This is a genomic window from Kitasatospora sp. NPDC038210, from assembly GCF_055600605.1.
On record NZ_JBVJYK010000022.1, the window covers coordinates 37527 to 63205 of the forward strand.

Below are 25679 nucleotides of genomic sequence, written 5' to 3' on the forward strand. Positions count from 1 at the left end.
GTGCCGTCAGAGGAGCCCTCGGCGCAGCGCGAGGCGCAGCAGGGCGGTTGAAGACGATCTCTAGCGCTTCGCCGTGCCGGCGATGAACTCGTCCCAGGTGCCGACGGTCTCGGCTGGAGGTGCCGTGATGGCCGGGACGGTGCCGAAGTCGGAGTACTCCTCGAAGACCTGGGCCTGGCCCTTGCTGCCGGTGGTGACCTGCTGCGACTTCAGGACGAGGTCGTCCTTGCCGACCCACATGTCGAGGACCGCCGAGGTGTCGCCCCGCCGCTTGGCCAACTGGACGTAGTAGTCGCGCACTTCGTCCTTGATGGCGGGCCCGGTGTAGCGGGCCAGCTCCTCGAAGACCACCGTGCCGCGGTAGTGGTCGGCCGCTCGACCGCCGACCTGCTCCTCGCCGACCCACGAGGTGGACGCGGTGGCGGCGAGCGCGCCCGCGACCTCGTTGATGGACCCCGCAGCCCGCGCGTCGGAGGGCCCGCTGCCTGCCGGCGTGTCCATGCGGTACCAGCTCTTGCCCGGGATCTGGTCCGACTTGATGTAGGTCGCGTCGGCCGTGGCGATCACCTGGGTGACGCCGGTGGGGTTGTCCGCACTCTTCTTCCCCGACGACGTGATGGACGAGGCGTACGGCTGCTTCTGGAAGAGCATCTCGGACTTGTCGGAGCCGCCCTCCCCCGTCTGGATCGTCCGGTACGAGGCCTGTTCGGCGGTCTTCTTGGACGCGGCCGTCAGCACGGTCGCAGCGTCGGTCCGCTTGCTCGCGGCCTTGTCCCCGGCCGGGCTGGCCCCCGCCGCACTGCTGTGGGGCTCCCCGCCGCAGCCCGCCAGGACCATCGTGAGCGCCGCTCCCGCGGCCGCCACCACGATGCCCCTCCCCCTCATTCGCACAGCTCTGGTTCCTTCTCAGTTGTTTCAGGATTGGCGACGTTCATTATCGTTTGCGCAGGTCGGACTGCCAAATGAATACGGTCGTTCACCTCCCGTGACACCGCCCGGCGGAACGGCGACCGGACGGCAGCCAAGACATGCTCGATCCTGCCGCCGGGCGTGTGCCCGGCCGGGGCGCGGACCGTGGGGGAAGTGCCGCGCCGCCGGCCGGGGGTCGGTCAGCCGGTGACCTGGACGACCGAGGTCCGGCCGGCTGGGACGGTGACGGTGGCGTAGGTGTAGGTGACGCCGTCGAGCGTGACGGTGCGGGTCGGCTGCGCCGTCCCGTCGACGGTGATGCCGCTGTGGGTGCCGGCGAACCGGGCCGTCCAGGTGAGGCTGCCGGTGCCGGAGGTGTTGGCCAGGGTGGACTTGGTGACCCCGTCGTGCCGCAGGGTCACCGTACCGCTGCCGACCGGAATGGAGGTGAGCTGCAGCCAGCCGATGTCCGAGGGCAGGCGGGAGGTGGTGCTCAGGGCGTGCCCGGCGGCGTCCGGCTGGACGCCCAGCAGGCCCTGGACGGTCTGGCCGAGCAGGGTGAAGGCGATCTCGGGGTAGTCGCCGTTGAGGAAGCGCCCGGTGCTGTGCAGCGCGCCGACGCGGTCGTGGACGTACTGCATCCACTTCCAGCCGGTCGCGCCCTGGTTGTGGGCGAAGAAGACGTCCGGCAGGTAGGTGGCGGCTTCGAGGTTCTCGGGTGCGCCCGCTCCGGAGGCCTGGGCGTCGATCCAGGCGAGGTAGTCGTTCTGCCGCTGCCCCGGGTCCATGATGCCCTTCAGCGGTATGAACCAGGAGTTCTCCTTGCCCCAGTCGCTGTACGCGGTGCCGTTGACGTCGTAGGCGCGGACGACGTGCGCCGGGTCGGCCGGGTCCACGCTCCACTTGGTGTTGAAGTAGGTCTTCAGGGTGGTCGCCTCGGCCTGGAGCCCGGCGGCGGCATCGGCGTTCCCCCTGGCCGTCGCCAGCGCGGCGGCGGCCAGGTAGGCCTGGTACTGCGAGGCCACGGCGTCGCCGGATTCGGCGAGCGTGGCGCCGTTCTCGTTGTAGCTGGCGACGCCCTGGAAGATGTCGCCGCTGGTGGCCTGGGCGACCGGGACGCGACCGTTGTCGATCGGGCCGGTGTGCCCGGTGACGTAGGGGCCGACGGTCCCGGCGACGAATCCGGACAGCGCCGGGTCGTCGAGGTAGTCGGTGTCGCCGGTCCAGCCGTAGGCCTCGTTGATCTTCTGGGCGAGCTCGAACGCGGCGGGGAGCTCGCGGACGAATGAGGTCGGGCTGTGGTAGTCGATCGACAGCGGGGTCTTCGCGTCGAAGTTGACCGCCCAGTACGGCATGTGGTCCGGGGCGCCGGCCGCGGAGGACGCGAAGGAGCGGAGCATGGTCTTGTTGGCCGCGTCGAGGCCGAGCAGGTGGGCGCCGACCACCTGGTGGGCGAAGTCACGGGAGTAGAAGGCCGAGCGGTACGGGTAGCCCGCCCAGTAGGTGGTGGCGTACGTGTCCTGTCCGCTGCCCCCGCTGGTGCGCTCGTCGGCGTTGAGCGGGCCGGTGGCACCGGGCTGGGCGGCGAAGGAGTTGGCCTTGGCCCGGGCCCAGTCGAAGAGGGCGGTGACGGTCGCGTTGGAGGAGCTGATCCGCGGGTTGTTGGGGGCGGAGGGCGCGACGGTGACGTCGTCGACGTTGACCCATCCTCCGGGCGCGGAGCCCACCGACACGGTGACGGTGTCTCCGGCGGCCACCCGTACGCCCGGCACGGTGTACTGGGCGTAGACGGCCTGCGCGGGTAGGGTCACGGTTCCCACGGCGACCGCGTTGACCTGCACGGTCAGGGTGCCGCCGGCCGCGCCGGTGGCGATCCAGGCGCCGATGTCGTAGCCGCCGGCCTGTGGCGCGGTGGTGCTCTGGCTGATCCGGTAGCCGCTGCCCGCGTCCAGGTAGGCGAGGCCGGCTCCCCGGTGCGCGTTGTTCCCGGCGGTGCCGGCGTGCGCGGTGAACGTCCAGCCCGTGGTGCCCTGTTCGAAGCCCGGGTTGGCGAAGAGCAGCGGGTCGGCGCGGGTCAGCAGCCACTGCTGGTTGGCGCCGCCGTGGCAGGTGTACTGCTGGATCTGGACGTTCGGGGTGGGGGCGCCGTACGGCAGGTCCAGGCAGAGCGCGCTGTTCTGCGGGTGGATGAGGGTGGCGCCGTTCGCGGTGGCCTCCAGCGTGAACTGTTCGTTCGGGGAGCCGTTGCAGGTGTACTCGACGAGTGCGGCGCCGGGGGCGGTGGAGCCGCCCTGGACGTTGAGGCAGGAGTTCGGGGCGGAGCGGTCGGAGACGGTGTAGCCGCCGCGACCGTTCGGGGTGAGGCGCCAGCGCTGGCCCAGGAGCCCCTGGCAGGGCTGCTGGACGACCGGGGTCAGGTCGGCGGTGGCCGCCCACCTGCCGCCCAGGCACTGGCCGGTGGCCCCGGAGGCGATGGTGTAGGCGCTTCCGGGGACCACCGGATCGCCGGCGGCGTGGGCCGCCCCGGCGGGCAGCAGGGTGAGGGCGCTCGCGGCGACGGAGACCAGGCCCAGGTGGGCGTGGGCGCGCAGCAGGGCGCGACGGGGTACGGGGTGGGGCAACGTATCCTCCGACATCGTTGTGGGAAGGTGCGCCCCCGGCGGCCTCAGGCGGGCGGCCGTCGGGGGTGGTGGGGGGCGGTCGTGCCGCGCACGACGACTTCGGGTTGGAACATCAGTTCGCCGACCGGGACCTGGTGCCCGGACAGCAGACCGACCAGGCCGCGCGCGACCTCGGCCGCCAGCCGGTCCACGGGCTGGCGCACCGTGGTCAGCGGCGGGTCGGTGAACTCCATGAGCGGGCCGTCGTCGTAGCCGATCACGGAGACGTCCTCGGGGACGGAGAGGCCCTGGCGGCGGATCGCGCGGATCGCACCGAGCGCCATCTGGTCGCTCGCGGCGATCACCGCGGTGACGCCCCGGGCCAGCAACTGCTCGGCGGCGAACTGGCCGCCTTCGACCGAGTAGGTCTGGTGGACCACCGGCGGCTCGTCCTCAGCGAGGCCGAGCGCCGCCATCGCGGCCCGGAATCCGGCGACCCTCCGGTCGGCGGGGCGGTTTCCGACCGGACCGGCGGCCATCCCGATGCGGCGGTGGCCGAGCCCCTGCAGGTGACGCACCGACAGTTCCGCGGCGTAGGCGTCGTCGGTGGAGAAGGCGACCGAGGGGCTGTCCTCGAAACGGCCGTTGATGCAGACGTAGGGGACGGGACGGTTCTCCAGGAGCTGGAGCACCTCGGGGTCGAAGTTCTCCAGGGTGTTGCTGGCGGAACAGAAGACGATCCCGCTCGCGCCCAGGTCGAGAAGCGACTTGAGGAAGTCGCGTTCCTGCACGCCGCCCGGCAACGCGGGGCAGACGACGGCGCGCAGGCCGTGCGGCGCCAGCGCGAGGCCGATCCGCTCGGCCAGCACACCGAAGATCGGGATCGACAGCCCCGGGGTGATGACCCCGACGATGCCGCCGGTGGCGGTGCCCCGCTCGTAGCCGAGTTCCTCCATGGCCCGCTCGACCACCTGCCGGGTCTTCTGCGAGACCCCGGCCTTGCGGTTCAGCACCCGGCTCACCGTGGCCACGCTGACTCCGGCCCGCTGGGCGACCTCGGTGATCCCGACCTTTTCCTGTTCCACTACTACCTGCCCCCAATTGGGTTGATCGTTGTCCCCGGTCGGCCGTAACTATGTCATCCGGCAACCTCGGTGACGTGGCAGAGACCGCCGGTCGGCACGGCGACGGGGTGCAGACCCTCGGGGAGGTCGATCAGGAGCTCGGGCTGCGGCCGGCCCGCCGCGTCGTACGGCTCGATCCGGACGTGACGAGCGGCCCCGCGCACGTCCAGCAGCAGGCGCCCCGCGGTCGAGGCGTTGACCAGCGTGAGCGCGTGCCAGGGTCCCGCGGGCAGGGTGACCGGGCGGTCGGCGTAGGCGGTGACCACGTACTGGTCGGCGTGCCGGGCGGTGACCTGCGGGTACAGCTCGTCGGGCCGGCCCGGCTCGTAGTGGCCACCGGTCAGGGCGGGGCTGAGCCGCCGCCAGGTGGAGAGCCAGAACGCCAGCGCCCGGCGGTGGGCGTCGGAGAGCTCGGTGAGGCGGGCGGAGATCTGCGGCACCGAGTGGAGCGCGCCGTGGATCTGGCGGGCAAGTACCTCCGGCGTGCCGTCCGGGTCCCACATCAGCATGTCGGAGTGGACGGCGCCGCCGGGGGCGAGCATGGCAATGTCCAGGGTGCGGACCCGGTTGGCCACCGCGTCGGCCGGGCAGTCGATCGCCCGCAGGAGGTTGCCGTACGCCGTCATGGCGGGGCCGGTGTAGCGCTGGCGCAGCTCGATCACGAAGTCGTCGCCGCGCAGCCCGCGCAGTTCCTCGCGCAGCCGGGTCAGCAGCAGGGCCATCGCCTCGCCGACGTCCGTGACGTAGCCGGGGCCGGCCTGGTCGGGGGCGGGGGCCAGGGCGTAGGCGGTGGCCTCGTCCAGGAAGTCGATCTTCAGTCCGTCCAGGCCGTACTCCGCCACCACGCCCCGGCAGAGGCCGACCACGTGGTCACGGACCTCGGCGTGGCGCGGGTCGAGGATCCGGCAGTCGAGGCGGTGGACGTGGTGCGGGGCGAACCGGGCCCAGTCGCGGTGGGCCGCGGAGCGCTCGCCGAGGAGCAGCGGGGCGATCCACGCGGTGTAGCGCAGGCCCAGCGCGCGGACGGTCTCGACGTGGGCGCGCAGGTCGGGGAACTTGCCGGGGTCGGCCGTCCAGTCGCCGCAGCCCGCGTAGCCGCGCCCGTCACCGTGCAGCTGCCAGCCGTCGTCGAGGAAGAGCTGCCCGCAGCCCAGTTCGGCCGCGACCGCGGCCTCGCGCTCGACCCCGGCGGCCGTCACGTCCTGGGCAAAGGCGTACCACGTCGAGTAGACCGGGGTCCGGCCGAAGTCGGGCGTGGGCAGGGGCGTGCCCCCGGGCAGGGCGCCGAACCAGTCCCGCAGCTCCCGCAGGGCGGCCGCCAGGGTGGTCCCGGGCGCGGCGAGCCGCACCCGGCAGGGCTCGCCGGCGGCGAGCTGGAAGCGCAGCCAGACGCCGAAGCGCTTGTGCTCCTCCGAGACGCCGAAGCGCACGGCGGTCTGCCGGACGACGCGGTCGGCGGCGAAGGCGAGCACGGAGCGCCCGGTGGTGTCGAAGAGGCAGCCGGCCGGAGCGGAGTCCACCAGGGAGACGGAGCGCCAGGGCGACCAGTCGGCCGGCAGGGTGCGCTCCCAGCCGGCGTTCGGGTGCCAGAAGCCGGCGGCGTCGCCGAGCGGGACGTCCAGGCGAATGGTCACCTCGGTGGCGCCGGCCGTGGCGGTGAGGGAGGCGGTGTCGGTGTCCTCGGCGGCCGCCTCGACGGCGCCCGGCGCGGCCTGCACCGTGATCCGGGTGCCGTGCAGCCGGAGTTCGTGCATCCCTCCCTCCCACTGGTCCGGGGTGAAGGTGGGCAGCGCGGCGAGGTCGATGGAGCCGGTCTGCACGGGGGGCCTCTCTGGAGTGGGGGCGATGGAGGGGGTGGTCGGGTCGGTCGCGGCGGTGCGCGGACCGGCCGGGTCGGCGGTCACTGCTTCACGGCCCCGGCGAGCATCCCGGACACGAAGTGCTTCTGCAGGAAGAGGAAGAGCACGGCCATCGGTACCGCGGCCACCGCGGTGCCGGTCAGCAGCTGGCCGTAGTCGACGTCGGAGCTGCCGGTCAGAGCGGCGAGGGCGACCGGGATGGTGTAGGAGGACGGGTCGCGCAGCGCGACCAGCGGCCAGAGGAAGTCGTTCCACTGGAACAGGAAAAGGAACATCGCCAGCGCCGCCAGGGCCGGGCGCATGGTGGGCAGCGCGATCCGGAGGAAGAGGCCGAGCTCGCCGCAGCCGTCGATCCGGCCGGCCTGGAGCAGCTCGTCCGGCAGGGAGCGCATGGACTGGCGCATCAGGAAGATCCCGAACGGCAGGGCGAGGTTGGGCAGCAGGACGGCCTGGTAGGTGTTGAGCCAGTCCAGGTTCACCATCATCTTGAACAGCGGCACGATGGTCAGCTGGGTCGGCACCACCAGCGCGAGCAGCAGCAGCGAGAACAGGAGGCCCTGGCCGCGGAAGCGGTACTTGGCGAAGCCGTAGCCGGCCAGGGTGCAGACGATGCCGCCGAGGACGGTGTAGACCACCGACAGCAGCAGGGAGTTGAGCACGACGCGGCCGAAGCCGACGGACTCCTCCAGGTTGCCGAGGTTGGTGCCGAGCTCGCCGCCGGGCAGCAGCTGCGGCGGGCGGCCGAAGATGTCGTGCGAGGTGTGCGTGGAGGCGATCGCCAGCCAGTACAGCGGGGCGACGGTGAGGGCGAGCAGGGCGAGCATCGCCCCGGTGAGCAGCACCTGGCCGCGGCGGGACGCACGGAAGGCAGGACCGGTGCCGGCCATCACTCCTCCTCCTTGGCGAGCTTGACCTGGACGAGGCCGAGCAGCGAGATGATCAGGACCAGCGCGTAGCCGATCGCGGACGCGTAGCCGAAGTCGAAGTACCGGAACCCGGTCTGGTACAGGTACACGCCGATGGTGGTGGTCGCGTTGTCGGGCCCGCCGCCGGTCATGACGAACGGCTCGTCGAACAGCTGGAGGGTGCCGATGGTGGACAGCACGACGGTGAGCAGCAGGGCGGGCCGCATCCCGGGCAGGGTGACGTGCCAGAACCGGCGCCAGGCGCCCGCGCCGTCGACGGCGGCGGCCTCGTGCTGCTCGGCCGGGACGGCCTGCAGCCGGGCCAGGTAGATGACCGCGTTGTAGCCGGTGTAGTGCCAGGTCAGGGCGAGCATGATGGCCACCCGGGCCCAGAACGGGTCGCTGAGCCAGTGCACCTGTGGCAGTCCGACCAGCTGCAGCAGCCAGTTGACGGCACCGGAGTCCTGGTTGAGCAGTGCGCCCATCATCAGGCCGTAGGTGACCAGGCCGGTCACCACCGGGAGGAAGAAGCCGAGGCGGAACACCGGCTTCCAGCGCAGCAGCGCTGAGTTGAGCGCGACGGCGAGGCCGAGCGCGAGCGCGAGCATGACCGGTACCTGGACGACCAGGATCAGCGCGGTGTTGCCCAGCGCCTTCCAGAACAGCGGGTCGTGGATCAGCCGGTCGTAGTTGCCGAGGCCGGTCCAGGTCTGCTGGACACCGTCGGTCCGGTACAGGCTGAGGAGGAACGACCAGACCACCGGGTAGAGCCGGAACGCCGCGAACAGCACGAGCGTCGGGAGCACGAAGAGGTAGGGCGCGAGGCGGGCACCACCGCCACGCCCGGCCCGCCGGGGGGCCGGGGTGGTGCGGGTCTGCCGGGCCGAGGGGCCGGCCCCGGGCGGGGCCGGCCGATCGAGCGGAGCGGTCGTCATGCCTGCGCCCGCCTGGTCTGCTGGACGAGCTGCTCCGCGGCGGACTTCAGCGCCGCGGCCGGGTCGGCGCCCTGGAGCAGCACCTTGGTCTGGGCGTCGTCGATGACCTTGAGCGCCCGGGCGTAGTCGGCGGTGTAGTTGGTGGGCACGGACGGCTTGGACAGCTCGTCGAGGAACACCTCGGCGTACTTCTGGCCGCCGAAGAACGCCGACTCGGCGTGGAACGCCGGATCGTCGTAAGCCTTGAGCAGGGCGGGGAAGATGCCCTTGTTCTTGTAGATCCCGACCTGCGACTCGGGCCGGGTCAGCGCGAACTCGGCGAAGGCGAAGGCCGCCCGCTGGTTCTTGCTCGACCCGGCGACCGCCAGGTGGGTGGAGTTGACGATGGCGGAGCGGGAGCCGCCCGGGGTGACGGCGGGCGGGAGCATCAGCTTCCAGTTCCCGTTCTGGTCGGCGGCCAGGGTCTCCATGTACCCCCCGTACCAGGCCGGGTTGGGGCAGACCGCGACCTTGCCCGCCTTGACCGCGGAGTCGTAGCCCGGCTGGCCGGGCGAGCCCTGCGCGTCGAGGATGAGGCCGGCGTCGTTCATCTCCTTGATGAGCGTGAGCGCTCGGACCGCCTCGGGCGAGTTGAGGGTGATCTTCCCGTCCAGGTTGAAGTAGAAGGTGCCCTGGAGCTGGAGCAGCAGCTGGAAGAGGTTGGCCGAGTCGGCCTGCGAGGCGGAGCGGTCCAGCGCGAGCAGGGCGGTGCCGGTGGCGTCCTTGACCTTCTTGCCGGCGGCGATGACGTCGTCCCAGGTCGCGAGTGCGGTGGCGTCGACGCCGGCCTTCTGGAAGAGGTCGGCCCGGTAGTAGAAGCCGCTGGCGTTGGCCTCCCACGGCAGGGCGTAGACCCTGGATTCGCGCGAGACGGTCTGCCACAGGCCGGGGGCGAAGGCGGTGGCGTACTTGTCGGCTCCGAGCTTGGAGATGTCGGCCAGCCCGCCGGGGAACTTCTCGATGTAGCTGGGCAGGTAGTCCACGCCGATGTGCAGGACGTCGGCGAGCCCCTGACCGCCGGCCGCCATGGAGATGGTGATCTTGTCCCAGATGGCCGGGTTGCCGATGTCCTGGACGGTGACCTTCACCTTGGGGTGAACGGCGTTGAACGCCGGGATCAGGGCCTTGAGCTCCGCCGCCGGGTTCTTCCAACTCCACACGGTGATCGAGCCGGACAGCTCGCCCGAGCCCCCGCTGTCGCCGCCGTCCGAGCTCGAACCGCTGCACGCGGCGAGCACCGAACCCCCGCCCGCGGCGACCGCCGCCGCGCCGAGCCCCTTCAGGAACCCGCGCCGACTCGGACCGCCCACGACTCTGCCACCCATGCCCGGGTCTCCTTCTCTCGGCTCGGGACAGCGCCGCACACCAGCCGTCCCCGTTCTCCGGCGCACCGCCGTCCGGTGCCGCCGTGCTCGTCGCCACCGGCGGGAGCGGGAGTGAATCTAGCCAGACCAGGAACGGTTAACAATATTTTTCGCAAATTTTTCGTCGCGCACAGCGAAAACGTTACAAGCCGCTGCGTCATCACCCTCGCGGCACACAGGTCGCCCGACCGGCCTGACGGCGCCGCTCCCCGGGGGAACCCGCCCCGCGCCAGCGCCGGGCCGTTCTCGGCTCGCCTGATCACGGGTGGGGGATGCCTCCGGCGGGCGGCGGTGAACCGGCCCGCCTCCGCACACGGACCGGATCGGGCGGCCTCGGCGCAGGGCCCGGTACTCGGGGACGGGTCCACCAGCTCCGGGTGCTCCACTGCGTAGTGGTGCCCGTGGATCGCCGGCCCGGGGTCCCGCCCGTCTTCTCCCACCTCTCGGGGCAGTCCGGCGTGCTTCTAGAGGTTGGGTCCGGCGTGGGCGCGGCGTCCTCGGCTGGTGGGGCCGTGCCAGTCCAGGCACATCACGGTGGCGTCGTCCTGGAGCCGGCCGTCGCAGGCCGCGGTGACGGCCGCGACCAGGGCGCGTACCACCTCGCGCGGATGCTCGGTGGCGGTGGCGGCCATGAGGGCGGGCAGGTCGACGGATTCCGCGCGGCGTTCCTGCATCCCGTCGGGGTAGAGCAGCAGCCGGTCACCGGGCCGCAGGTCGATGTCCTGCACCCGGTACCGGCCCTGCGCTTCGATGCCGAAGGGCATGTCGGCGCGCAGGAGGACTTCTTGATGAGAGCGGCGATGCTCTCGATGGGACATCAGGGCCTTGGCCCGGGTGGACAGCGGCATGGTGTCGGTGGGGCTGAACGCGGTGGAGTTGGTGACCGAGTCGGTGACAGGCTCAAGCTCCGCTCCGTGGTCTTCTCCTGAACCACCGCCGGGGCGGTCCCTGCCGCCCCGGCGGCCCGACGGCCTCCCCCGTGCGCCCCTGCGACCCGCCACCGCCGCCACACCCCCACCACCCTCACGGCCAGAGCCGCCCGACCCGAGAACCTGAACCGGTACGGACAGTCCTGCCCGCCCCGGCACCCGCTCGGAAGCCGGGGCAGCCCGCCGTGTGCTGCAGGACGGATCCGTGAGCACCCCAGGACGGGGCGGCGGAACGGCCCGCCCGAGGTCGGGGACCGGTGCCCCGCCGGACGGGCTGTCAGCCCGCGGGTGTTGCAGGCGAGGGCGCTTCGGAGGCGGCGGAGGGCAACCTCGGCCTCCGCGCACTGCCCGGGCGCCACAGGAACGGTGCCGAAGGAGCGGTCTGCGTCGGCGGGCAGGGCACGCCGGCGCAGTACGGGCTCCGGCGCGGTGATGGCACCGGAGAGGAACCAGGCGAGCCGCCCATTGGCGTGAGCAGCTCGGTCAGGCAGAGTGGACGGCTCGGTCGCAGTCCCGGCAGACCCTCCCGCTCCCGTGCCACTTCGGCGGATACCAGGAAGAACCAGGTGCTGACGGCCGGTAGTCCACGGTCTGCATCCGCCGGGTGTCCGCACCGCACAGAGTGCGGCCGCCAGGACCGCGGGGCTCGGACGGGTCGGCCTCGGCGGCGTGCACGGCGCGCACAGCCTCGACGTACTCCTCGCCGCCGCTGCCGAAGTGGTCCACACGCTGAAGTTCGGGTTCCAGGAGCACGATCAGGGTCATCACCCCACCCTCGGTTGGCGCGGGCCGCGGCGCATCCGGGACCGGGGCATCGGAGCGAGCCGAGCCCGGCCGTGCCCTCCGGCCGGCAGGTCTTGTGCCGCGTCCTGCGCCGTGTTCGACGCTGCCCCGGGGTCGGATCTGGCGGTAGCGGCGACGAGGTCCGGCCCGCGACTACGAGAGCCTGCCCGCCAGCCGCGAGGCCGTCGTCCTGTGGTCCACGGTGCCGGAGCCCGCTGACATGATCGTTCCGGCTAGCCAGGTGAGGCCGGCCGTGCGGTGAGACGCGGGGCACGGCCCGGGGCGGGGGTCATCCCTACCGTGCTTGGGACCGCTACCTGGCGTGCACCCTGGCCTGCTGCCCCGATGGTCCGGTGGATCTCGAACAGCCAGGCTGGACACTTCTGGATGTCCAAGGAAGTGGGAGCCTCTGTGTTCAACATAAAGTCGTCGTGTGGCCGCGTGGCGCGTGTCACGGCTGTCGGTGCTCTCGCAGCCGCCGTGTGCGGCACCGTGATGACCGGCACCGCCGGGGCCATCGTCAACGGGAGCGATGCCACGGCTCGTTACCCCTTCATGGCGACGATCCCGGAGTCAGCCCCGACGAAGGGACTGCTCGACGGGAGTTGTGGGGCCTCGCTGATCGATCCGCAGTGGGTACTGACGGCGGCCCACTGTGTGCAGGGCGAGTACCTCGTGCTCGACGGCATCGTCCGTGTCGGCAGCGACCACCGCAAGTCCGGGGGAACCGTCCGGGCAATCGACCGGATCGTCGTCCACCCCGGCTACGTGAACAGCTACAAGGGCGGCGCCAACAAGGACGACATCGCGCTGGTCCGCCTCGACCGCCCCGTAGCCGAGACTCCCGTCCCCCTCGCGAAGCGGGCGGGGCAACCGGGTACCCCGACCAGGATCCTGGGCTTCGGCACCACCTCCGACACGGAGCTGAAGTTCGCCGACCGACTGCAGGAGCTCGAAGCCCGCAGGGGCGCCACGGCCGAGTGCGCCCCCGGTTACGCCGACCCGACCCGGCTGTGCACCATCAGCCGCGTACCCCACGCCATGGCCTGCTTCGGTGACTCCGGCGGGCCGCAGCTGCAAAAGGGCAGGCACGAGCGGTGGGAGCTGGTCGGAGTCACCTCGGGGCCCGGCGCCCCGGGGGTCGCCTGCTCGGCCGGGCCTGGGCTCTACACCAACGTTCCCGCCTATTCGGACTGGATCCACAAGACCATCAAGCGCGACGTCTGATCGCCGACGGAGCCGCCGCACGAGGATCACCCCTCATGAGGCGGCTCCCGCGAGTCCAGGCGGCGGGTTCCGCCCCGGTGGCGGGCCTCACCGCAGCCTCCTGCCGTACCGACGTCCTCCCGGCCGAGCTCGCTGGACAGGTTGCGGACATACCAGTCGAACCGGTTGCCGTCCGCGCCCAGGACCTGCCTGACGTAGGTGAAGCCCGCCCTGAGGGCGACCGCGGCCGAGCCCGGGTTCTCCGGAACCACCTGGATCACCGCCCGATCTGCTCCTTCACCTGCCGCGTATCGGCAGACCAGGAGGACCGCGCGGGTCGCCAGGCCCCGTCCGCGCCAGGCGGGGTAGAGCCCGTAGGCGATGTTCACCTGCCCGGCAGCATGGCCGGCCGTCTCGAACCGGAGGTCGATCGTTCCCGCGAGGGTCTGCTCGCCGCCCACTCGGATTCCGAAGGCGCGCAACGGTCCCCTGGTGGCCCACTGTTCCATGCAGCGGCGGATGTATTCCTCGGTGCCGGCCCGAGTGCCCCGCCCCCCGTTCAGCCAGCGCGCCAAGAGGTCGTCCTCGCCAGCCAGGTGGGCGTTGACGTCGGCCAGGCTCAGGGGCGACAGGGTGAGATCACCGACGGTCAGCTTCAGATCACGCATCCGCCGACTCTCGGCCCTTCCACGGTGGCCAGGCAATCCAATATCCAGGTGGTGCCCACCGATTCAACCGTCGACTCGGGTCGGGTGTGCTCGTGGTGCGGAGTTGCTCCGGCGGTGCTGAGCGAACAGGCCGGGTTCGGGCTCGGTGAGGATGCCGACACTGACCAGGGTGTACCCCTGAACCGCCTGGAGCAGGTCCTTCCCTGCGGTGGCGACGTTTTACCTTGGTGTCACGGGAGAGGTGAACGCGAGGCGGCAGGTCGAGTTGACGCACGGGGACGTCCACGCCGGTGAGCACGGTACCCGCGCTCGGTGCTGCCCGAGCCGTGGATGTGCGATGTCTTCCAGGTCGACGGCAGCCTGAGGGACATTCGGGTCCTCGACACGACCCGCGGCGAGTGGATCGCGGTCCGCGAACGCCTGCGGGGGGCCGGAGGCCGCGGCTGCGCTCCAGGACGTGATCAAGCAAACCCGGGAGATGATCACCTCGGGGCGGGCGGCCTGGCGCAGGTCGTGGGCGGCCCGGTTGTCCGGGTTGTCGAGCGCATCCAGCAGACAGTGCCGGCCGGGTCGGCCGTAGCGCCACCACACCGGCCCGAGCAGCCCGTGATCGGCCAGCAGGCAAGGAACGCCGTTGGTTCCAAAGCCACCGGAAGGTTTCCACCAAACACACGAATCGGCTTCGGAATCACGGAAGGATGGACACATGCACCACGACCTCGACGCGCCGGGGCCCGCGAGTTCGAGCACCTGAACTCGCACCTCTCAACAATGGTCACGCCTGTTGACAATCGCAACCGATTCGAAGAATTGCGGCGGGAAAGCGAGGTTGTTGTTCGTCCACACCTGTGGGCTTTGCCACAACGTTTGCGAGCAGAATCTCGGCCAGGCAAACAGCTCGCGACCGCCACTGTTAAGGAATGACAGTGTCACACAATAAGAATCGTTGTGGTAGATTGAGTAGACAACGCCTCGCCATGACGCGCTGCCGTCGCTCCTGAGAGTCAAGTGAGCGCCGTCCAGGCCGCATCCGCCCACATTGCTCGGCACTTCCCAATAGAAATCCGCCGAAGGCAGGCCGTGTTGGCCCGAGGTCGCCGACCTGCTGGCCGTGGCTAAGTAACCAGGCTGAATAGCGGAGAGCCGCGAGTCGGCAGATGCGATCAGCTGGCCGGCCAGCACGTGCAGGGGATTCGACTCATCGAGTTTGAATTGTATGCGCACAAGTGGATGACTGTGCTCGCGGCAGGGCACTTGATCGATTACTTCGACCTTCCCGATGACCTCAGCGGGAAGGTCTATCCATCCACTGTCGCAGGAGCCCGGAGCAAACGCGACGCATTTGTCCTTGTCCGACGCCTTGACCATGCCGGTGTATTGGTGATCGGACCGAAGCTTCCCCTCAGCCAGCGCTGCCACCAGTGCCTCGCCGGAATCAAACCTATTCTCGGCCATAGCGGCTCCTCTCGCGGAGTTCTCAGTCTAGGTCGTGTGGAGGCCCGCAGTCTTCTTCAGCACGTCGGCGATCAGGCAGGCTCGGCCGGGGCTGCGTAGTCGGATCCCCTGCGCAGGTGCGACTGACGCGGGTGCACCGGTCGCCGCGGTGGTGGCCGGTGCTTCGCATGTGCCGTTCCGTGTGCGGGCGGCGGGCCTGGTCTGTCAGGACGGGAACCGGCTGCATCGGGGGTCGCCCCGGTTGCTGCGTGCCGGGGACCGTCACCAGGGATCGGCCGTCGCCCAGGTGGTTGGCGTGGGCCTCCCGCTCGGACGCACTCCGTCCGGAGGCCCCGACTGACTTCCATGCGGGCACCCCGCAGGATCTGGGCGGACCTTGAGGGCTACTGCTGTCGCGATGCCGGTCCGGAAGCGGCAGCGACTGGCGGTCCGGAAGCGGAGGCCCGCCGGGCCGCTCGTCGCACCGATCCGGACGACCGGACGCCCTCACTCCCTCCGGCGCCGGCGCGGGTGTGGCGCCGGCACCGCACGCGCGCCGCGCGATCAGAACGTGCGCGCTGCGGTGACCTGGTTCAGGTGGATGAGGACGTCGTAGGCCCGGCCGATCGCGAGCCGAGGCATCGGGTCGCTGACGTACACCGAGCCGGCTTCGTAGGTGGGGCGGGTGACGTCCAGCCAGTCGCGGGCCACCCGGGGCGCGGTGCGCAGGTCGACGTAGTAGTCCCGGTAGCGGACCCGGTCGAGGGTGTGCTCGTTCATGTCCGGTGTGGCCGCCGGGACGGTGACGGCCTTCCAGTCGTCGGACAGGACCGCGTCGTTGGTGAGGAAGGAGCCGCTGTCGAAGGTGAAACCGATGGCCACGTAGTCGCGACCGTACGCGTCGCGCAGCCAGGAGCCCTGCGGTTTCGGGTACAGGAAGGCGTCGGTGGCCGCGTAGCCGGTGTGCCCGTTGTGTGCCGACAGCAGCACCTTGCCGCCGGTGCGGCGCTGCCACCACGCGGTGTTGTCCGCCATCGCCCGGTCACGAAGCTGCTCCGCGGCAGAGACGGAGGCCGGGTCGGCGAGGTCGAAGGTGGCGAAGGCGAAGGTCTCGGCGATGTTCCGGGCGTGCTGCACGGCCCACGCGTGGGCGTCGTCGCCGGAGTCACCGGCACCGCTCGCCACCACCAGGTCGAGCGCCTGCTGCGCCTTGGCGGCGTTGTCCCGGCGCTCGGCGAGCGGCTTCCGCAGGTAGGCCAGGACGTCGTCGAACGGCCGAAGGCCCGCGTACAGCTGGTCGAGCTGCGGGAGGGCGTCGGGTCGGGCCTCGCGCACGTAGGAGGTGACCCGCTCGAAGATCGGGTCGCCAAGCCTCGGGAGACCGACATCGTCACCCACGAAGTGGACCGGGTTCCGGGGGCGGCTCCGGTTGTGCTCCCGCATCCAGTCGATCAGATCGGCGAACTCCTCACGCTCCCACGGAGTGCCACCCAGGGCGTCCTTGACGAGCCGCCGCGCGTCTCCCGGGCCGCCCTGGACGTACTCGTCGATCTGCAGCCCGCTGCTCCAACTCGTCTCCAGGGCGAAGGTGGTGAAGCCCTTCTCCTCGACGAGGTAGCGGAACAGCCGCTGCTTCATCGCGAAGAACTCGTGCGAGCCGTGGGTGGCCTCGCCGAGACCGACCACCCTGGCGTCGCCGATCATCGAGCCCAGCGCGCCCAGGTCGGCGGCGCGGCCGCCGGGTTCCGTCGTCCGCAACGGCTGGGCGACGCTCTCCAGCGCGCGGACCACGGCGGAGCGCTGCGCCGCCGCCGGGTCCGCGCCGGGGGCGGCGGACGCGCCCGGGGCGGCGGACGCGCCCGGGGCGGCTCCTGCCGTTCCAGGGACCAGCACGGCCGCGGCGGCCACCGCCGCCGTCAACAGTCCGCGCCGCCCGATCCGCTTGTTTCCCGCCATCGTCGCAATCACTCCTCAACTCGACGGAACGCCGATGACCTCGGCGTTCGATGAGTCGATCTTCGCGGGGGCCGGGCCGGTGGTGCGCTGGGGAGGACCGCCGTCTTTCCTGGGGGTAACCCCCCGGCCGGATTCGGAGGCGGGCCCCCCGGCCGGCAACGGGCAGCCGGCCGTTACAGCGCGCGCAGCCTCCGTTCGGCTCCGATCGCCGGCTGCCGCGGGAATGAGCGCCGGCGCCGCTCCCGCGCCCGCCCGCACCGTCCTCGCCCGTCTCCGCCGGCCCGGCGGGGGCCGACGACGCCGGCTCTGCGCCGACCAGGGCATCGGCGTGATCCCGTGGAGCCCGCTGGCGCGGGGCAGGCTGACGCGGGCCCGGGACACCGCCACGGCGCGTGCCGAGACCGACGAGGGCGGCAAGATCCTCTGGGCCCTAGGCACAGCCCTACCGCACCGAACGGGAACGCCGGGACGCTTTCCCCGGCTGGCTCCACACCCACAATCACCACCGCGGACACACCGCACTCGCAGGCAAGCCACCCGCCAGCCCCGTCCCCAACCTCACAGGACAGAACACCCAAACCCTTGGACGGCACGGGGACCGGCTTGCTGGAATGGGGGACGGCCGCTGTCGGAGTCGAAGGGATACGGCGATGACCGAGATCAGGCTGCACGTGTCGGTGCGCGGCCTCACGGACGCGGACCTGCCGTCCTGCGGGTGGGCCGGCGACGCCTTGCACGTGCGCGGGCTCGCCGACCAGATCGGCCGCGCCGAGCCGGGTGAGATCGACTTCCTGGTGGTGTGCACGCCGGTCGGGCTTCCGGTGGCGGTCGGCGGCATCGACTACACGGTCAAGCCCGGCGCTGGCACGCTCTGGCAACTCGGTGTCCACCCTGCCCTGCAGTCCTGCGGGATCGGCACGCTGCTGATCCGCTCCGCCGAGCAGCGGATCGGCGCCCGGGGCCTGACCCGCGCCGAACTCGGCGTCGAGGAGAGCAACCCGCGCGCCCGCGCCCTCTACGAACGCCTGGGCTACCGGGCGTACGGCCGCGAGCCGGACTCCTGGGACGCGATGGCCGAGGACGGCTCGATCCAGCGGTACGAGACGATGTGCACGCTGATGAGCAAGGACCTGGCGTGACGCTGGATTTCGCGGCGTTCGTCGCCGGTGCGATGGCCGACCCGGCCGTCGTCGGGCTCGTTCTCAAGGGCTCCCGGGCCCATGACGGCATGACCACCCGTCACTCCGACGCCGACCTCTACGTCATCCTCGCTGACGACGCGGCGAGCGAGCTGGCCGCGCTCGACGGCTACCGATCCGCCCGGCTCGACCTGGTCGTCACCACCCTCGAACGGTTCCGCCGGCCGGCCGACTGGGAGCGGTACGCCATCGCCCGCTCCCAGGTACTGCTCGACCGCCGCGACGGGGAGGTCACCCGGATCGTCGCCGCGATGGGACGGCTCGACGCCGAGGCGGCCTTCCGGTCCGGCGCCGCCCTGCTGGACGCCTACGCCAACTCGCTCTACCGCTCGGTCAAGAACCATCGCGACGGCAACCCGCTCGCCGGCCACCTCGACGCGGCCGCCAGTGTCGAAATCCTGCTCGACCTGCTCTTCACCCTGGACCGCCGACCGCGCCCCTACAACAAGTACCTGGCCTGGGAGCTGGACCGGTTCCCGCTGCCCGGCTGGGAGAGCGCCGCCCTGCTGGACACCGTCGCCCGGATCACCGCGACCGGCGAAGTGGCGTCGCAGCAGCGGCTCTTCGCCCGGGTCGAGGCGGCTGCCCGGGCCGCCGGCCACGCGGCGGTGCTGGACGCCTGGGGCGAGGACCTGCTACTGATGCGACCCCACCCGGACTCCCCGGCCCACCAGCCCTCCTGACCCTCAGGGCGCCGAGACCTTGGCGCGGCTACTTCGCCCAGCGTCCCGTGGTCGGCGCGATGCCGATCAGGCACTCGACCCACCTGAGCCAAGCCAGCGGTCGAACCGGATGAAGCGGTTCAGAACGCTGAACTGCAGGGAGCTGTCCGGCCGATCACAGAACCGCGTACTGAGGAGAGCTCAGGAGGCCCCCGGACCTCGGGCGGACGACTCGTCGTGGGCTGCGCCCAATGAGCGTGCGGGATGCCTTGCCTGACAGTGAACGGCAGCAGTGGAGCCTTGAACCGTTCGTGACCGTGGGTCCGCTGCGGTTCGGAATGCGTTCGGGCGAGGCAGCTGCTGCGCTCGAGGACGTCCGCGCGGGGCGTGCGCCAGCACGACCCGCACTGGGACGTCGCGTGCCACACCCACTCCGGGGTGGGCCTGAAGCTCTACTACGCGGCTGAGCGCTCGTGCGGCCTCTCGGTCGATGCGCTGCGGGGACCGCAGGTTCTCGCGGACGGCGCGGCATTGGTCGGCCGGATGCCCTCCGTGCTGGAGGACGCGGGCGTCGGCCGCGGCGGCGGCATCGGCGAGACCTCCGACGAAGACCGGGACCAGGTGCTGCGCCTCCGTCTCGGCGCTGCGCAACGCCGCCATCGCCTGGCTGCTGTCCCCGGCCGCCTCCTTCGTGAACGGCGCGACCCTCACCGTCGACGGCGGCGCCGCCACACGGCCCCGGGCACCCTGCCCTTCGCCTACCGGATCGCCCCCCGCGCGCGACTCCGCCGGCTGACCGCTGACTCCAGGCCCCTGCTCCCCGGCCGCCGGCATCGCGGGCGGCCGGGGAACACTGGCCGGTCCACCTTCAGGAGCGGTCTCAGCGACGGACCTTGGTGAAGCAGAGCGTGAAATCGGTGCTGCGGCGGGAGGAGTACCGGATGCCGTAGTCGAACTCCTTGCCGCAGTGCTTGTCCGCGCCGATCAGCCGGTCCGCCGTCTTGTACTGGGCCTCGGGGGAGGTGCAGTCCACGATGGTGGGCTGCGGATCCCCCTCCGGGTCGGCGATCTTGACGCAGTCCCCGATGTTCGGATCGTGCGTCTTGGCCTCCGCCGCCTGCGCGGAGCGCGTCGCCTCCGCCTTGGCCTTGCCGCCGGTGGGGCTGGTGTTGTAGTCCCACACGTACCAGCCGACGCCGCCGAAGACCGCCAGCACGATGCCGACGGACAGCAGCGAGTGCAGCGGACCGCGCCGCCGCGGCCCCGACGGCCCGGCCGGCGGACGCGGCGCGGGCGCGGGCGGCTGACCGTACGGCGGCTGCGCCTGCGGCACGGGCGGCGGGCCGTAGGCGGGCTGGCCCGTGTAGGGCTGACCGCCGTAGGGCTGGCCGGCGGACGGCTGTCCGCCGTACGGCTGCGGGGCCGGCGGCTGCCCGTACGGCTGGCGCGGGTAAGGCGGCGGTGCGGACATGAGCGGGTGACCCCCCGTGGCTGACGAATGCGAATGACCACCTGAACAGTGATCACCGAAGAGTAGTCAGTCGGCGCACCCCGTCGAACCGCCGATCGGCACTCCGGAGAATCCCCCCACAATTCCTGCACTTTGCCCAGCCTTGACCTCCACGGGTGCCGCGGTCGGCGCCGTGGCCACCGGCCCGGGCGCAGCGGTGGCGAGGGCGTTGTGGAGCGCTTCCTACCTCACCCACTGGCCTTACGTCGTCGCCTGGGACCGAGGCCCCGAGTGCGGTGTCCGCGACGGACAGATCACCCGCTGCGCCGACCGGTCACTCGCCCCCGCGCCGCAGCCGGCCCCCCAGCCGTGGAGACTGCCCCACACCCCTGATCACCAGCCGCCGACCGGCCGACCCCCGGTCTTCAACGACACCTTCGTGAGGGAGTTCTCCCATGCCGCGAAGCGCCGGAAGTGACCGGGGAGCCGCGGGAGCGTGGGCGCAGGCGTCATCAACCGCTGGTCGCGGCCCGCGTCCTCGGGCCGCGACCAGCGGTTGATCAGGCGGCTCCTAGCAGGGGCTGAGCCACCCGACCCAGCCCCAGGGGGCGGCGGGGTCCGAGCTGTAGCCGCCGGGCGACGTCCAGCCGAGGTTGCCGTTCCGGTCGTAGAACTTGGCGTGCAGGGCGGCCCGTTGGTTGTTGATCCACGAGCCGGTCCCGAACCAGGGAATGGACACCGGGAAGTTGCACGTGAACAGCGTCAGGACGTCACCGGTGTAGTCGGGGCCGCTGTAAGCGCACACGTACGTGTACGGGCAGGAGGCGGCCAGGCTCATCGCGTCACCCGCCGCTGTGACGCTGCGAGCCTTCTGCTCCCCGGGGAGGGCGAGCAGCAGCTCCCCGCCGTTCAGGGCGATCTTGTTGGCCGAGACCTGGGTGCCGCCGGTGGTGGCCAGGTAGGCGTCGACGCGCTCCTGGAGGCCCTTCGCCTGGGCGTTGGTCAGGCCGAGGTCGTGGGCCTGAGCCGAGAAGTCCGGGGTGGTGGCGGCGCCGGCCGCACTCGCGGTGCCCACCAGTGCGAGGAGGGTCATGACCAGCGCGGCGAGAATCCTCGCGGGCGAGCCGGAGCCGGGGGTTCGGTGCTCTGTCACGGTGTCACCTCTGGGAATCGAAGGATCGTGTCGCGTGCTGGTCACAGCATTGCCGCGCACCGGCGCCCGGGTCTTTGGCGCTGCGTGCGGACTTCCTTGGCACCGGGCGCAGTCGGCGTCCGGCATGGCCGACAACCGCCTGGACGCGGCCCGGCTGCGACCCGGATCATCTCTCTGTGTTCACGTCAACTGAAGCAGGGGCGTGCGGGTCGGCATCCGAGGCGCTGGTGTCGGTCTCCACCGACGGGGTGGTTCCACCGGACCGGTTGGAGTGGTGGAGCTGCCTGATGGAGACCGACGTCATGCCCGTGGCGCTCACCAGCGACCACGAGGGCGGCTTCCGCGGGAGTGCGAGGGCGGTCGACCTGCCCGGCGCCCGGGTGGCGGAGTTCGCGTTCTCCCCGATGTCGGCCCGTCGCGGACCGGCCCAGATCCGGCGCTTCGACCCGGAGCAGTACTACCTGTTCCTGGTGCAGGGCAGCCCGATCCAGCTGGAGCAGTCCCGCAACGTCGCCGGCCTCACGACCGGCAGCCTGGCCGTGTTCGACACCTCCCGCCCGCTGGCGGCCGACTTCTTCACCCGGGACGACCACGGGCACCGGGTCACGCTGATGCAACTGCCCCGGACCGCCGTGCCGCTGAAGGCCGACCGGATGGAGCGTCTGCTGGGCCGGTCCCTCGCCGCCCGATCGCCCGCCGGGGTGCTGCTCGGGCACTTCCTCTCCGGCTTCCTGGAGAGTGCCGGCCACGGCGGCCCGGCAGAGCTCCGCCGGACGGGCGCCATCGGTGTCGATCTGGCCGCCGCCTACTTCGCGGGCCTGCTCGACGCGCACGACGCGCTGCCCGTGGAGACCCGGGAGCAGGTGCTGCTCGCGCGCGTCGACACCTTCATCGAGCACAACCTGGGAGACCCGGAGCTGTGCCCGGCCGTCATCGCCGCGCACCACCACATCTCGCTGCGTACCCTGCACCAGCTGTTCCGGACGCAGCCCGAGACGGTCGCCGCCACGATCCGCCGTCGCCGTCTTGAGCGCTCCCGTGTCGACCTCGTCGACCCGCGGCTGCGCCACCGCACGATCGGGGACGTCGCCGCCCGCTGGGGATTCCGCGCGCACGCGAACTTCAGCCGTGCGTTCCGCACCGCGTACGGCGTGGCACCCAGTGATGTCCGAGGGCCCGATCCGCAGGGACGGGGCGTCGAGGGCGTCAGTCGCCGCGGAGGCGGATGAAGGCGGCAGCGGGTGGCCGGCCGGTGAGGGTGAGTTCGACGTGCAGGGGGGGGTGAGGGCCCCAGCCCTGCCCCCTCGGCCGGGGCCTGCCGGCCCCGCCGGCAGATGTACGGGCCCGGGGCCTGCCTGCCCCGCCAGTGCCGCGCGTGCGGAGCCCTGCCCGACCCCCAACGCCACCACCCGCAGCACGGAACGGGCCCAGAACGGCAAGTGGGCATGGCGAGCCTCCCGTCCACCGGCCGGGGGAAGACGGCGTCGACCGACGGGGACCGCCGAGGGCTGTTCCGGCCACACGGTCGCAGCGCGGGCAGACCCGTGGAGAGAGGTCTGGCGGGTACCAACGAGAGTCCGGCGCAGCAGGCCGCCCTGGCTCTACCGACATCCTGGCGGTGTCCACCCCGCAGACCGTGACCGGATTCGGGCCGCCCGGCGAGTCCGGCCGGATGCAACAACCGGCACTCAAGGCGTTGACCTCGAAAGCCTCGACCCCGGCGTACGGGGTGCCGCAGCGATCCGCACATGCAGTGTCTGCGATCAGTGCATCGGGGAGGTGAACCTCCGCCAGGTCTGGATCTCACGATGGACGTCGGGCGCTGACGTCCTGCCGCTGCTGGTCAGCGCCTGCTCGACCGCCTGTCTTGGAGCGCTGCCCGGCCCGACCGAGGGCTATGTCCGGATGCCGCACACCGGTGGGCCGAGCGTCGACCAGCCACCAGCCGGTCGACGGCCTCGCTAACCCTGTCCGGATACAGGAGGGCCCATGGTTCGGAGACGCCTCTACCGGAAGCGGGAGACAGCCGCCCGCCCGTCGCCCGCTCCGCACACGTCCCGGCGCCCTTCCCGAATCACCTTGACGAAGAGAGGACGACCCAGTGGACGACGAGCTACAGCCCGGTGGCCTCCCGCAGTCGGAAGTTCATCGACTCGACCATGTTCGTGGAGTACACGACCTTCCTTATCGCGGTTGGGAACGCGAGGTAGGCGTGAACTCGCCCCAGGCCGCCCTGCAGGTGCGGACCACGGCCGGATAACGTTCGCCCAGCTCGGAAGCGGCCAGCTCGTCCAGGGCCCGCTCGGCCGCCTGCTCGGTCGGCGCGCCTTAGATCGCCCGCAGCGCCGGCACCAGGGCGGAGTGGTCCCTGCCCAAGGACAGCCGCAGCGAGGCGCGAATCAGGTGGATCACACAGGTCTGCACCGTCGCCCGCGGCCAGGTGGCCGTCACTGCGTCCGGTAGCCCCTTCAGGCCGCCGCAGCAGACGATGCACACGTCCTCGACACCTCGGTTGCGCAGTTCGCTAAGCACCGTCATCCAGGCGGTGGCGCCGTCGTCCTCGGCGCCGACCCACAGGCCCAGAATGTCCTTGCGGCCGTCCATGTCCACCCCGACCGCCACGTCGACGGGCTTCGAACTCACCGATCCGGAGCGGATTTTCACCCACAGGGCGTCGATGTAGATGATCGGCCAAACAGCGTCCAGCGGGTCTGGCACGCTCGGCGGGTCAGGTGGCGGTGAGGGGTGCGTACCGTTCACTGAGCCGGCGCACGTTCCGGACGGTGCGGGGGTCGGTCGCTGCGCGCGGTGGCGTCACCGGGTGCGCCTGGGCGCCGATGACGATGCCGGTCCGGCCCGCGAGGGCTTCGTCGGTGGCGGCGACGATCGAGGACCGGGCGGCCACGGACGCCGGACCCGAGGTGGAGCGGTCGAACTTGCGGCGCACCAGCGGCCACAGCAGTCGCAGGGCCGGTGAGACGATCTTCGGGTCGGTCATGGTGCCGTTGGTCATGTCGGTCGCGGCGCCTCCCGGATCGGCGGCGAAGACGGAGGCGCCCGTGCCCTTCAGTCGGTTCGCCAGGTCGAGCGCGTAGGCGAGGTTGGCGAGCTTGGCGCGGCCGTACCAGTGGAAGCCGTAGTAGCCGCCGGGCGGCTCGACGGCGTCGAAGGCCTTCTTCGCGAGCCCGACCGCGCCCGAGGTCACGTTCACGATCCTGCTCGGCGCCCCGCCCGTGAGCGTGGGCAGCAGCAGTTCCGTCAGCAGGTACGGCGAGAGGTGGTTGACGACGAACGACGCTTCGATGCCGTCCAGGGTCTGTCGCTGCGGGAACATCGCCCCGACGTTGTTGACCAGCACGGTCAGCGGGTCGCCGGAGGCGACGTGCTCGGCGGCGATCCGGTCGGCGAGCGCGCGCACCTGGTCGAGCGAGCCGAGGTCGGCGGGCAGGAACCGTCCGGGATGCGCCGGGTTCGTTGCGTTGATTCGGTCGACGGCCCGGGCGCCGCGGTCGGCGTTGCGTCCGACCACGGTGACCGAGAACCCGGCGTCGGCCAGTCCCAGGGCCGTCTCCAGCCCGATGCCGGCCGTCCCCGCCGTGACCACGGCTGTCTTCGTCATGTGCCCCTCCACCCAGATATTCGGATAGTTCATCCGCTTGCCCGGACGGTAGCACACAACCGGATGAACTATCCGTTTAGAGGGTCGGGCGGCGGGACGGGCAATGCCGGGTGCCACCCGGCGGGGGCGTCGACGACGAGCCGGTCGTGGCCGCGGCGGCGTAGCGACGGCCCGCACCGCTCTGCAGCCGGGGGCTGACCGCAGACGGGCAGCGGTACGCGCGGCCCGGCGATGTCGCACTCGTCGCGGCTGCGCAGCGCCAAGCCGTCAACCAGCGCGGCCCGGCGCAGCCGGAACTCCCGCTCCAGGGAGGCACGCGGGTACTCGCCGCCGCGCCCGAACGCGGTCTGGAGGCGAGCTGCCGCGCAGGTTACGGCCGTGCCCCCTGGGGTGCTCGATGCCGGGGCACGCCCCACTCGCCACCGGCGACGACGGAGCGTGCAGCGGAGTGCCACGGTTCTGACCGGCGGCCGGTGCGGGTGGACTGTCCGTAGCGGATGGCATGGTCGGCCGGATACCCGGATCCACCCCGGGCCCGACGTGCCGGGCCCGGGAGGTGCGGTCGTCGTGGGGATTGTCGGTACAGGCATGGAAGTACAGCCCGGCCGCGCCGGCGGTGGTCCGGTCGTTCGTCAGCGAGGCTGTTCTTGGGCGAGAAGATCATGGCCCCGTCCGTGGCGTAACCGCCGCCCGCAAACCCCGCCCAGCAGGCTCTCGTCCTCGCGATGCCGACCGTCGGCGGCAGCTGCGCCCGGTCGCCGTCAGCCTGCCGATCGGACGCCGACGCGTCCGGTTCTGGCGCTGGTGCTGGTGCTGGTGCTGGTGCTGGTGCTGCCCACGATGATCGCGAGGTTCAGCATGATGTTTCCGGTCGGAGAAGGCCCG

At 71.6% G+C, this 25679-nt stretch carries 17 protein-coding genes and 5 pseudogenes; 7 read left to right on the forward strand and 15 right to left on the reverse strand.

Features of this window, described 5'->3' with window-relative positions; translation table 11 throughout:
* Positions 1–60 precede the first annotated feature (60 nt).
* The 8 genes and pseudogenes from ACZ7KX_RS32870 to ACZ7KX_RS32905 all read right to left on the reverse strand — a co-directional run.
* On the reverse strand, positions 61–885 hold the full coding sequence (locus ACZ7KX_RS32870) for an SCO4651 family lipoprotein (RefSeq protein WP_470329651.1): 825 nt from the start codon (positions 883–885) through the stop codon (positions 61–63).
* A 224-nt stretch (positions 886–1109) separates the two neighbouring features.
* The gene (locus tag ACZ7KX_RS32875) at positions 1110–3530 is read right to left on the reverse strand and encodes an RICIN domain-containing protein (RefSeq protein WP_470329652.1); all 2421 of its coding nucleotides are present in this window, start codon (positions 3528–3530) and stop codon (positions 1110–1112) included.
* 44 nt (positions 3531–3574) lie between these two features.
* Positions 3575–4594: a LacI family DNA-binding transcriptional regulator gene (locus ACZ7KX_RS32880; protein WP_470329653.1), complete on the reverse strand. Its 1020-nt coding sequence runs from the start codon at positions 4592–4594 to the stop codon at positions 3575–3577.
* Positions 4595–4647: 53 nt separating this feature from the next.
* Positions 4648–6453: a glycoside hydrolase family 36 protein gene (locus ACZ7KX_RS32885; protein WP_470329654.1), complete on the reverse strand. Its 1806-nt coding sequence runs from the start codon at positions 6451–6453 to the stop codon at positions 4648–4650.
* Between the two features lie 80 nt (positions 6454–6533).
* Positions 6534–7379 carry a carbohydrate ABC transporter permease gene (locus tag ACZ7KX_RS32890; RefSeq protein ID WP_051825542.1) on the reverse strand — a complete coding sequence of 282 codons (846 nt, stop codon included), beginning with the start codon at positions 7377–7379 and terminating at the stop codon, positions 6534–6536.
* On the reverse strand, positions 7379–8332 hold the full coding sequence (locus ACZ7KX_RS32895) for a carbohydrate ABC transporter permease (protein WP_470329655.1): 954 nt from the start codon (positions 8330–8332) through the stop codon (positions 7379–7381). The genes ACZ7KX_RS32890 and ACZ7KX_RS32895 overlap by 1 nt, the downstream gene beginning before the upstream one ends.
* Positions 8329–9696: an extracellular solute-binding protein gene (locus tag ACZ7KX_RS32900; RefSeq protein WP_470329656.1), complete on the reverse strand. Its 1368-nt coding sequence runs from the start codon at positions 9694–9696 to the stop codon at positions 8329–8331. Before ACZ7KX_RS32900 ends, ACZ7KX_RS32895 begins: the two co-directional genes overlap by 4 nt.
* Positions 9697–10199: 503 nt before the next feature.
* Positions 10200–10520, reverse strand: a pseudogene (locus tag ACZ7KX_RS32905) (SpoIIE family protein phosphatase); the annotation flags it as partial.
* 1314 nt (positions 10521–11834) lie between these two features.
* On the opposite strand from ACZ7KX_RS32905, the gene ACZ7KX_RS32910 reads away from it, so the two are divergent.
* Positions 11835–12674, forward strand: coding sequence for a S1 family peptidase (locus ACZ7KX_RS32910; protein WP_470329714.1), 840 nt, complete (start codon positions 11835–11837; stop codon positions 12672–12674).
* 26 nt (positions 12675–12700) lie between these two features.
* On the opposite strand, the gene ACZ7KX_RS32915 is transcribed toward ACZ7KX_RS32910, so the two are convergent.
* The 3 genes from ACZ7KX_RS32915 to ACZ7KX_RS32925 all read right to left on the reverse strand — a co-directional run bounded on the left by ACZ7KX_RS32915 (position 12701) and on the right by ACZ7KX_RS32925 (position 16711).
* Positions 12701–13321 (reverse strand): GNAT family N-acetyltransferase, encoded by a 621-nt coding sequence (locus ACZ7KX_RS32915; protein ID WP_470329657.1) that lies wholly within the window; start codon positions 13319–13321, stop codon positions 12701–12703.
* Between the two features lie 765 nt (positions 13322–14086).
* Positions 14087–14776, reverse strand: coding sequence for a DUF6294 family protein (locus ACZ7KX_RS32920; protein ID WP_470329658.1), 690 nt, complete (start codon positions 14774–14776; stop codon positions 14087–14089).
* A gap of 543 nt (positions 14777–15319) precedes the next feature.
* Positions 15320–16711 (reverse strand): erythromycin esterase family protein, encoded by a 1392-nt coding sequence (locus tag ACZ7KX_RS32925; protein ID WP_470329659.1) that lies wholly within the window; start codon positions 16709–16711, stop codon positions 15320–15322.
* Positions 16712–17015: 304 nt separating this feature from the next.
* On the opposite strand from ACZ7KX_RS32925, the pseudogene ACZ7KX_RS32930 reads away from it, so the two are divergent.
* From ACZ7KX_RS32930 to ACZ7KX_RS32950, 5 genes and pseudogenes are all read left to right on the forward strand, one after another.
* Positions 17016–17147 (forward strand): annotated as a pseudogene (locus ACZ7KX_RS32930) (aldo/keto reductase); the annotation flags it as partial.
* A 37-nt stretch (positions 17148–17184) separates the two neighbouring features.
* Positions 17185–17280, forward strand: a pseudogene (locus ACZ7KX_RS32935) (IS481 family transposase); the annotation flags it as partial.
* Positions 17281–17361: 81 nt separating this feature from the next.
* On the forward strand, positions 17362–17850 hold the full coding sequence (locus ACZ7KX_RS32940) for a GNAT family N-acetyltransferase (protein WP_470329660.1): 489 nt from the start codon (positions 17362–17364) through the stop codon (positions 17848–17850).
* A 32-nt stretch (positions 17851–17882) separates the two neighbouring features.
* Positions 17883–18593: a hypothetical protein gene (locus ACZ7KX_RS32945; protein WP_470329715.1), complete on the forward strand. Its 711-nt coding sequence runs from the start codon at positions 17883–17885 to the stop codon at positions 18591–18593.
* A 634-nt stretch (positions 18594–19227) separates the two neighbouring features.
* Positions 19228–19349: pseudogene (locus ACZ7KX_RS32950) on the forward strand (dehydrogenase); the annotation flags it as partial.
* Positions 19350–19452: 103 nt separating this feature from the next.
* Here the strand turns inward: ACZ7KX_RS32950 and ACZ7KX_RS32955 are convergent.
* Both ACZ7KX_RS32955 and ACZ7KX_RS32960 read right to left on the reverse strand, forming a co-directional pair.
* Positions 19453–20043, reverse strand: coding sequence for an LppU/SCO3897 family protein (locus ACZ7KX_RS32955; protein WP_470329661.1), 591 nt, complete (start codon positions 20041–20043; stop codon positions 19453–19455).
* A 550-nt stretch (positions 20044–20593) separates the two neighbouring features.
* Positions 20594–21175 (reverse strand): peptidase inhibitor family I36 protein, encoded by a 582-nt coding sequence (locus ACZ7KX_RS32960; RefSeq protein ID WP_470329662.1) that lies wholly within the window; start codon positions 21173–21175, stop codon positions 20594–20596.
* Between the two features lie 287 nt (positions 21176–21462).
* On the opposite strand from ACZ7KX_RS32960, the gene ACZ7KX_RS32965 reads away from it, so the two are divergent.
* The gene (locus ACZ7KX_RS32965) at positions 21463–22404 is read left to right on the forward strand and encodes a helix-turn-helix domain-containing protein (protein WP_470329663.1); all 942 of its coding nucleotides are present in this window, start codon (positions 21463–21465) and stop codon (positions 22402–22404) included.
* 893 nt (positions 22405–23297) lie between these two features.
* Here the strand turns inward: ACZ7KX_RS32965 and ACZ7KX_RS32970 are convergent.
* Both ACZ7KX_RS32970 and ACZ7KX_RS32975 read right to left on the reverse strand, forming a co-directional pair.
* A pseudogene (locus ACZ7KX_RS32970) lies at positions 23298–23884 on the reverse strand (IS256 family transposase); the annotation flags it as partial.
* Positions 23885–23903: 19 nt separating this feature from the next.
* Positions 23904–24794, reverse strand: a complete 891-nt coding sequence (locus ACZ7KX_RS32975) for an SDR family NAD(P)-dependent oxidoreductase (protein WP_470329664.1) — start codon at positions 24792–24794, stop codon at positions 23904–23906.
* Between the last annotated feature and the right edge of the window lie 885 nt (positions 24795–25679).

Excerpts from the sequence above, each read along its gene's own strand:
- ACZ7KX_RS32870 (WP_470329651.1), bottom strand. The coding sequence starts at position 885 with ATGAGGGGGAGGGGCATCGTGGTGGCGGCCGCGGGAGCGGCGCTCACG.
- ACZ7KX_RS32890 (WP_051825542.1), bottom strand. The coding sequence starts at position 7,379 with ATGGCCGGCACCGGTCCTGCCTTCCGTGCGTCCCGCCGCGGCCAGGTG.
- ACZ7KX_RS32895 (WP_470329655.1), bottom strand. The coding sequence starts at position 8,332 with ATGACGACCGCTCCGCTCGATCGGCCGGCCCCGCCCGGGGCCGGCCCC.
- ACZ7KX_RS32900 (WP_470329656.1), bottom strand. The coding sequence starts at position 9,696 with ATGGGTGGCAGAGTCGTGGGCGGTCCGAGTCGGCGCGGGTTCCTGAAG.
- ACZ7KX_RS32910 (WP_470329714.1), top strand. The coding sequence starts at position 11,835 with ATGTCCAAGGAAGTGGGAGCCTCTGTGTTCAACATAAAGTCGTCGTGT.
- ACZ7KX_RS32915 (WP_470329657.1), bottom strand. The coding sequence starts at position 13,321 with ATGCGTGATCTGAAGCTGACCGTCGGTGATCTCACCCTGTCGCCCCTG.
- ACZ7KX_RS32920 (WP_470329658.1), bottom strand. The coding sequence starts at position 14,776 with ATGGCCGAGAATAGGTTTGATTCCGGCGAGGCACTGGTGGCAGCGCTG.
- ACZ7KX_RS32925 (WP_470329659.1), bottom strand. The coding sequence starts at position 16,711 with ATGGCGGGAAACAAGCGGATCGGGCGGCGCGGACTGTTGACGGCGGCG.
- ACZ7KX_RS32940 (WP_470329660.1), top strand. The coding sequence starts at position 17,362 with ATGACCGAGATCAGGCTGCACGTGTCGGTGCGCGGCCTCACGGACGCG.
- ACZ7KX_RS32945 (WP_470329715.1), top strand. The coding sequence starts at position 17,883 with ATGGCCGACCCGGCCGTCGTCGGGCTCGTTCTCAAGGGCTCCCGGGCC.
- ACZ7KX_RS32955 (WP_470329661.1), bottom strand. The coding sequence starts at position 20,043 with ATGTCCGCACCGCCGCCTTACCCGCGCCAGCCGTACGGGCAGCCGCCG.
- ACZ7KX_RS32965 (WP_470329663.1), top strand. The coding sequence starts at position 21,463 with ATGGAGACCGACGTCATGCCCGTGGCGCTCACCAGCGACCACGAGGGC.
- ACZ7KX_RS32975 (WP_470329664.1), bottom strand. The coding sequence starts at position 24,794 with ATGACGAAGACAGCCGTGGTCACGGCGGGGACGGCCGGCATCGGGCTG.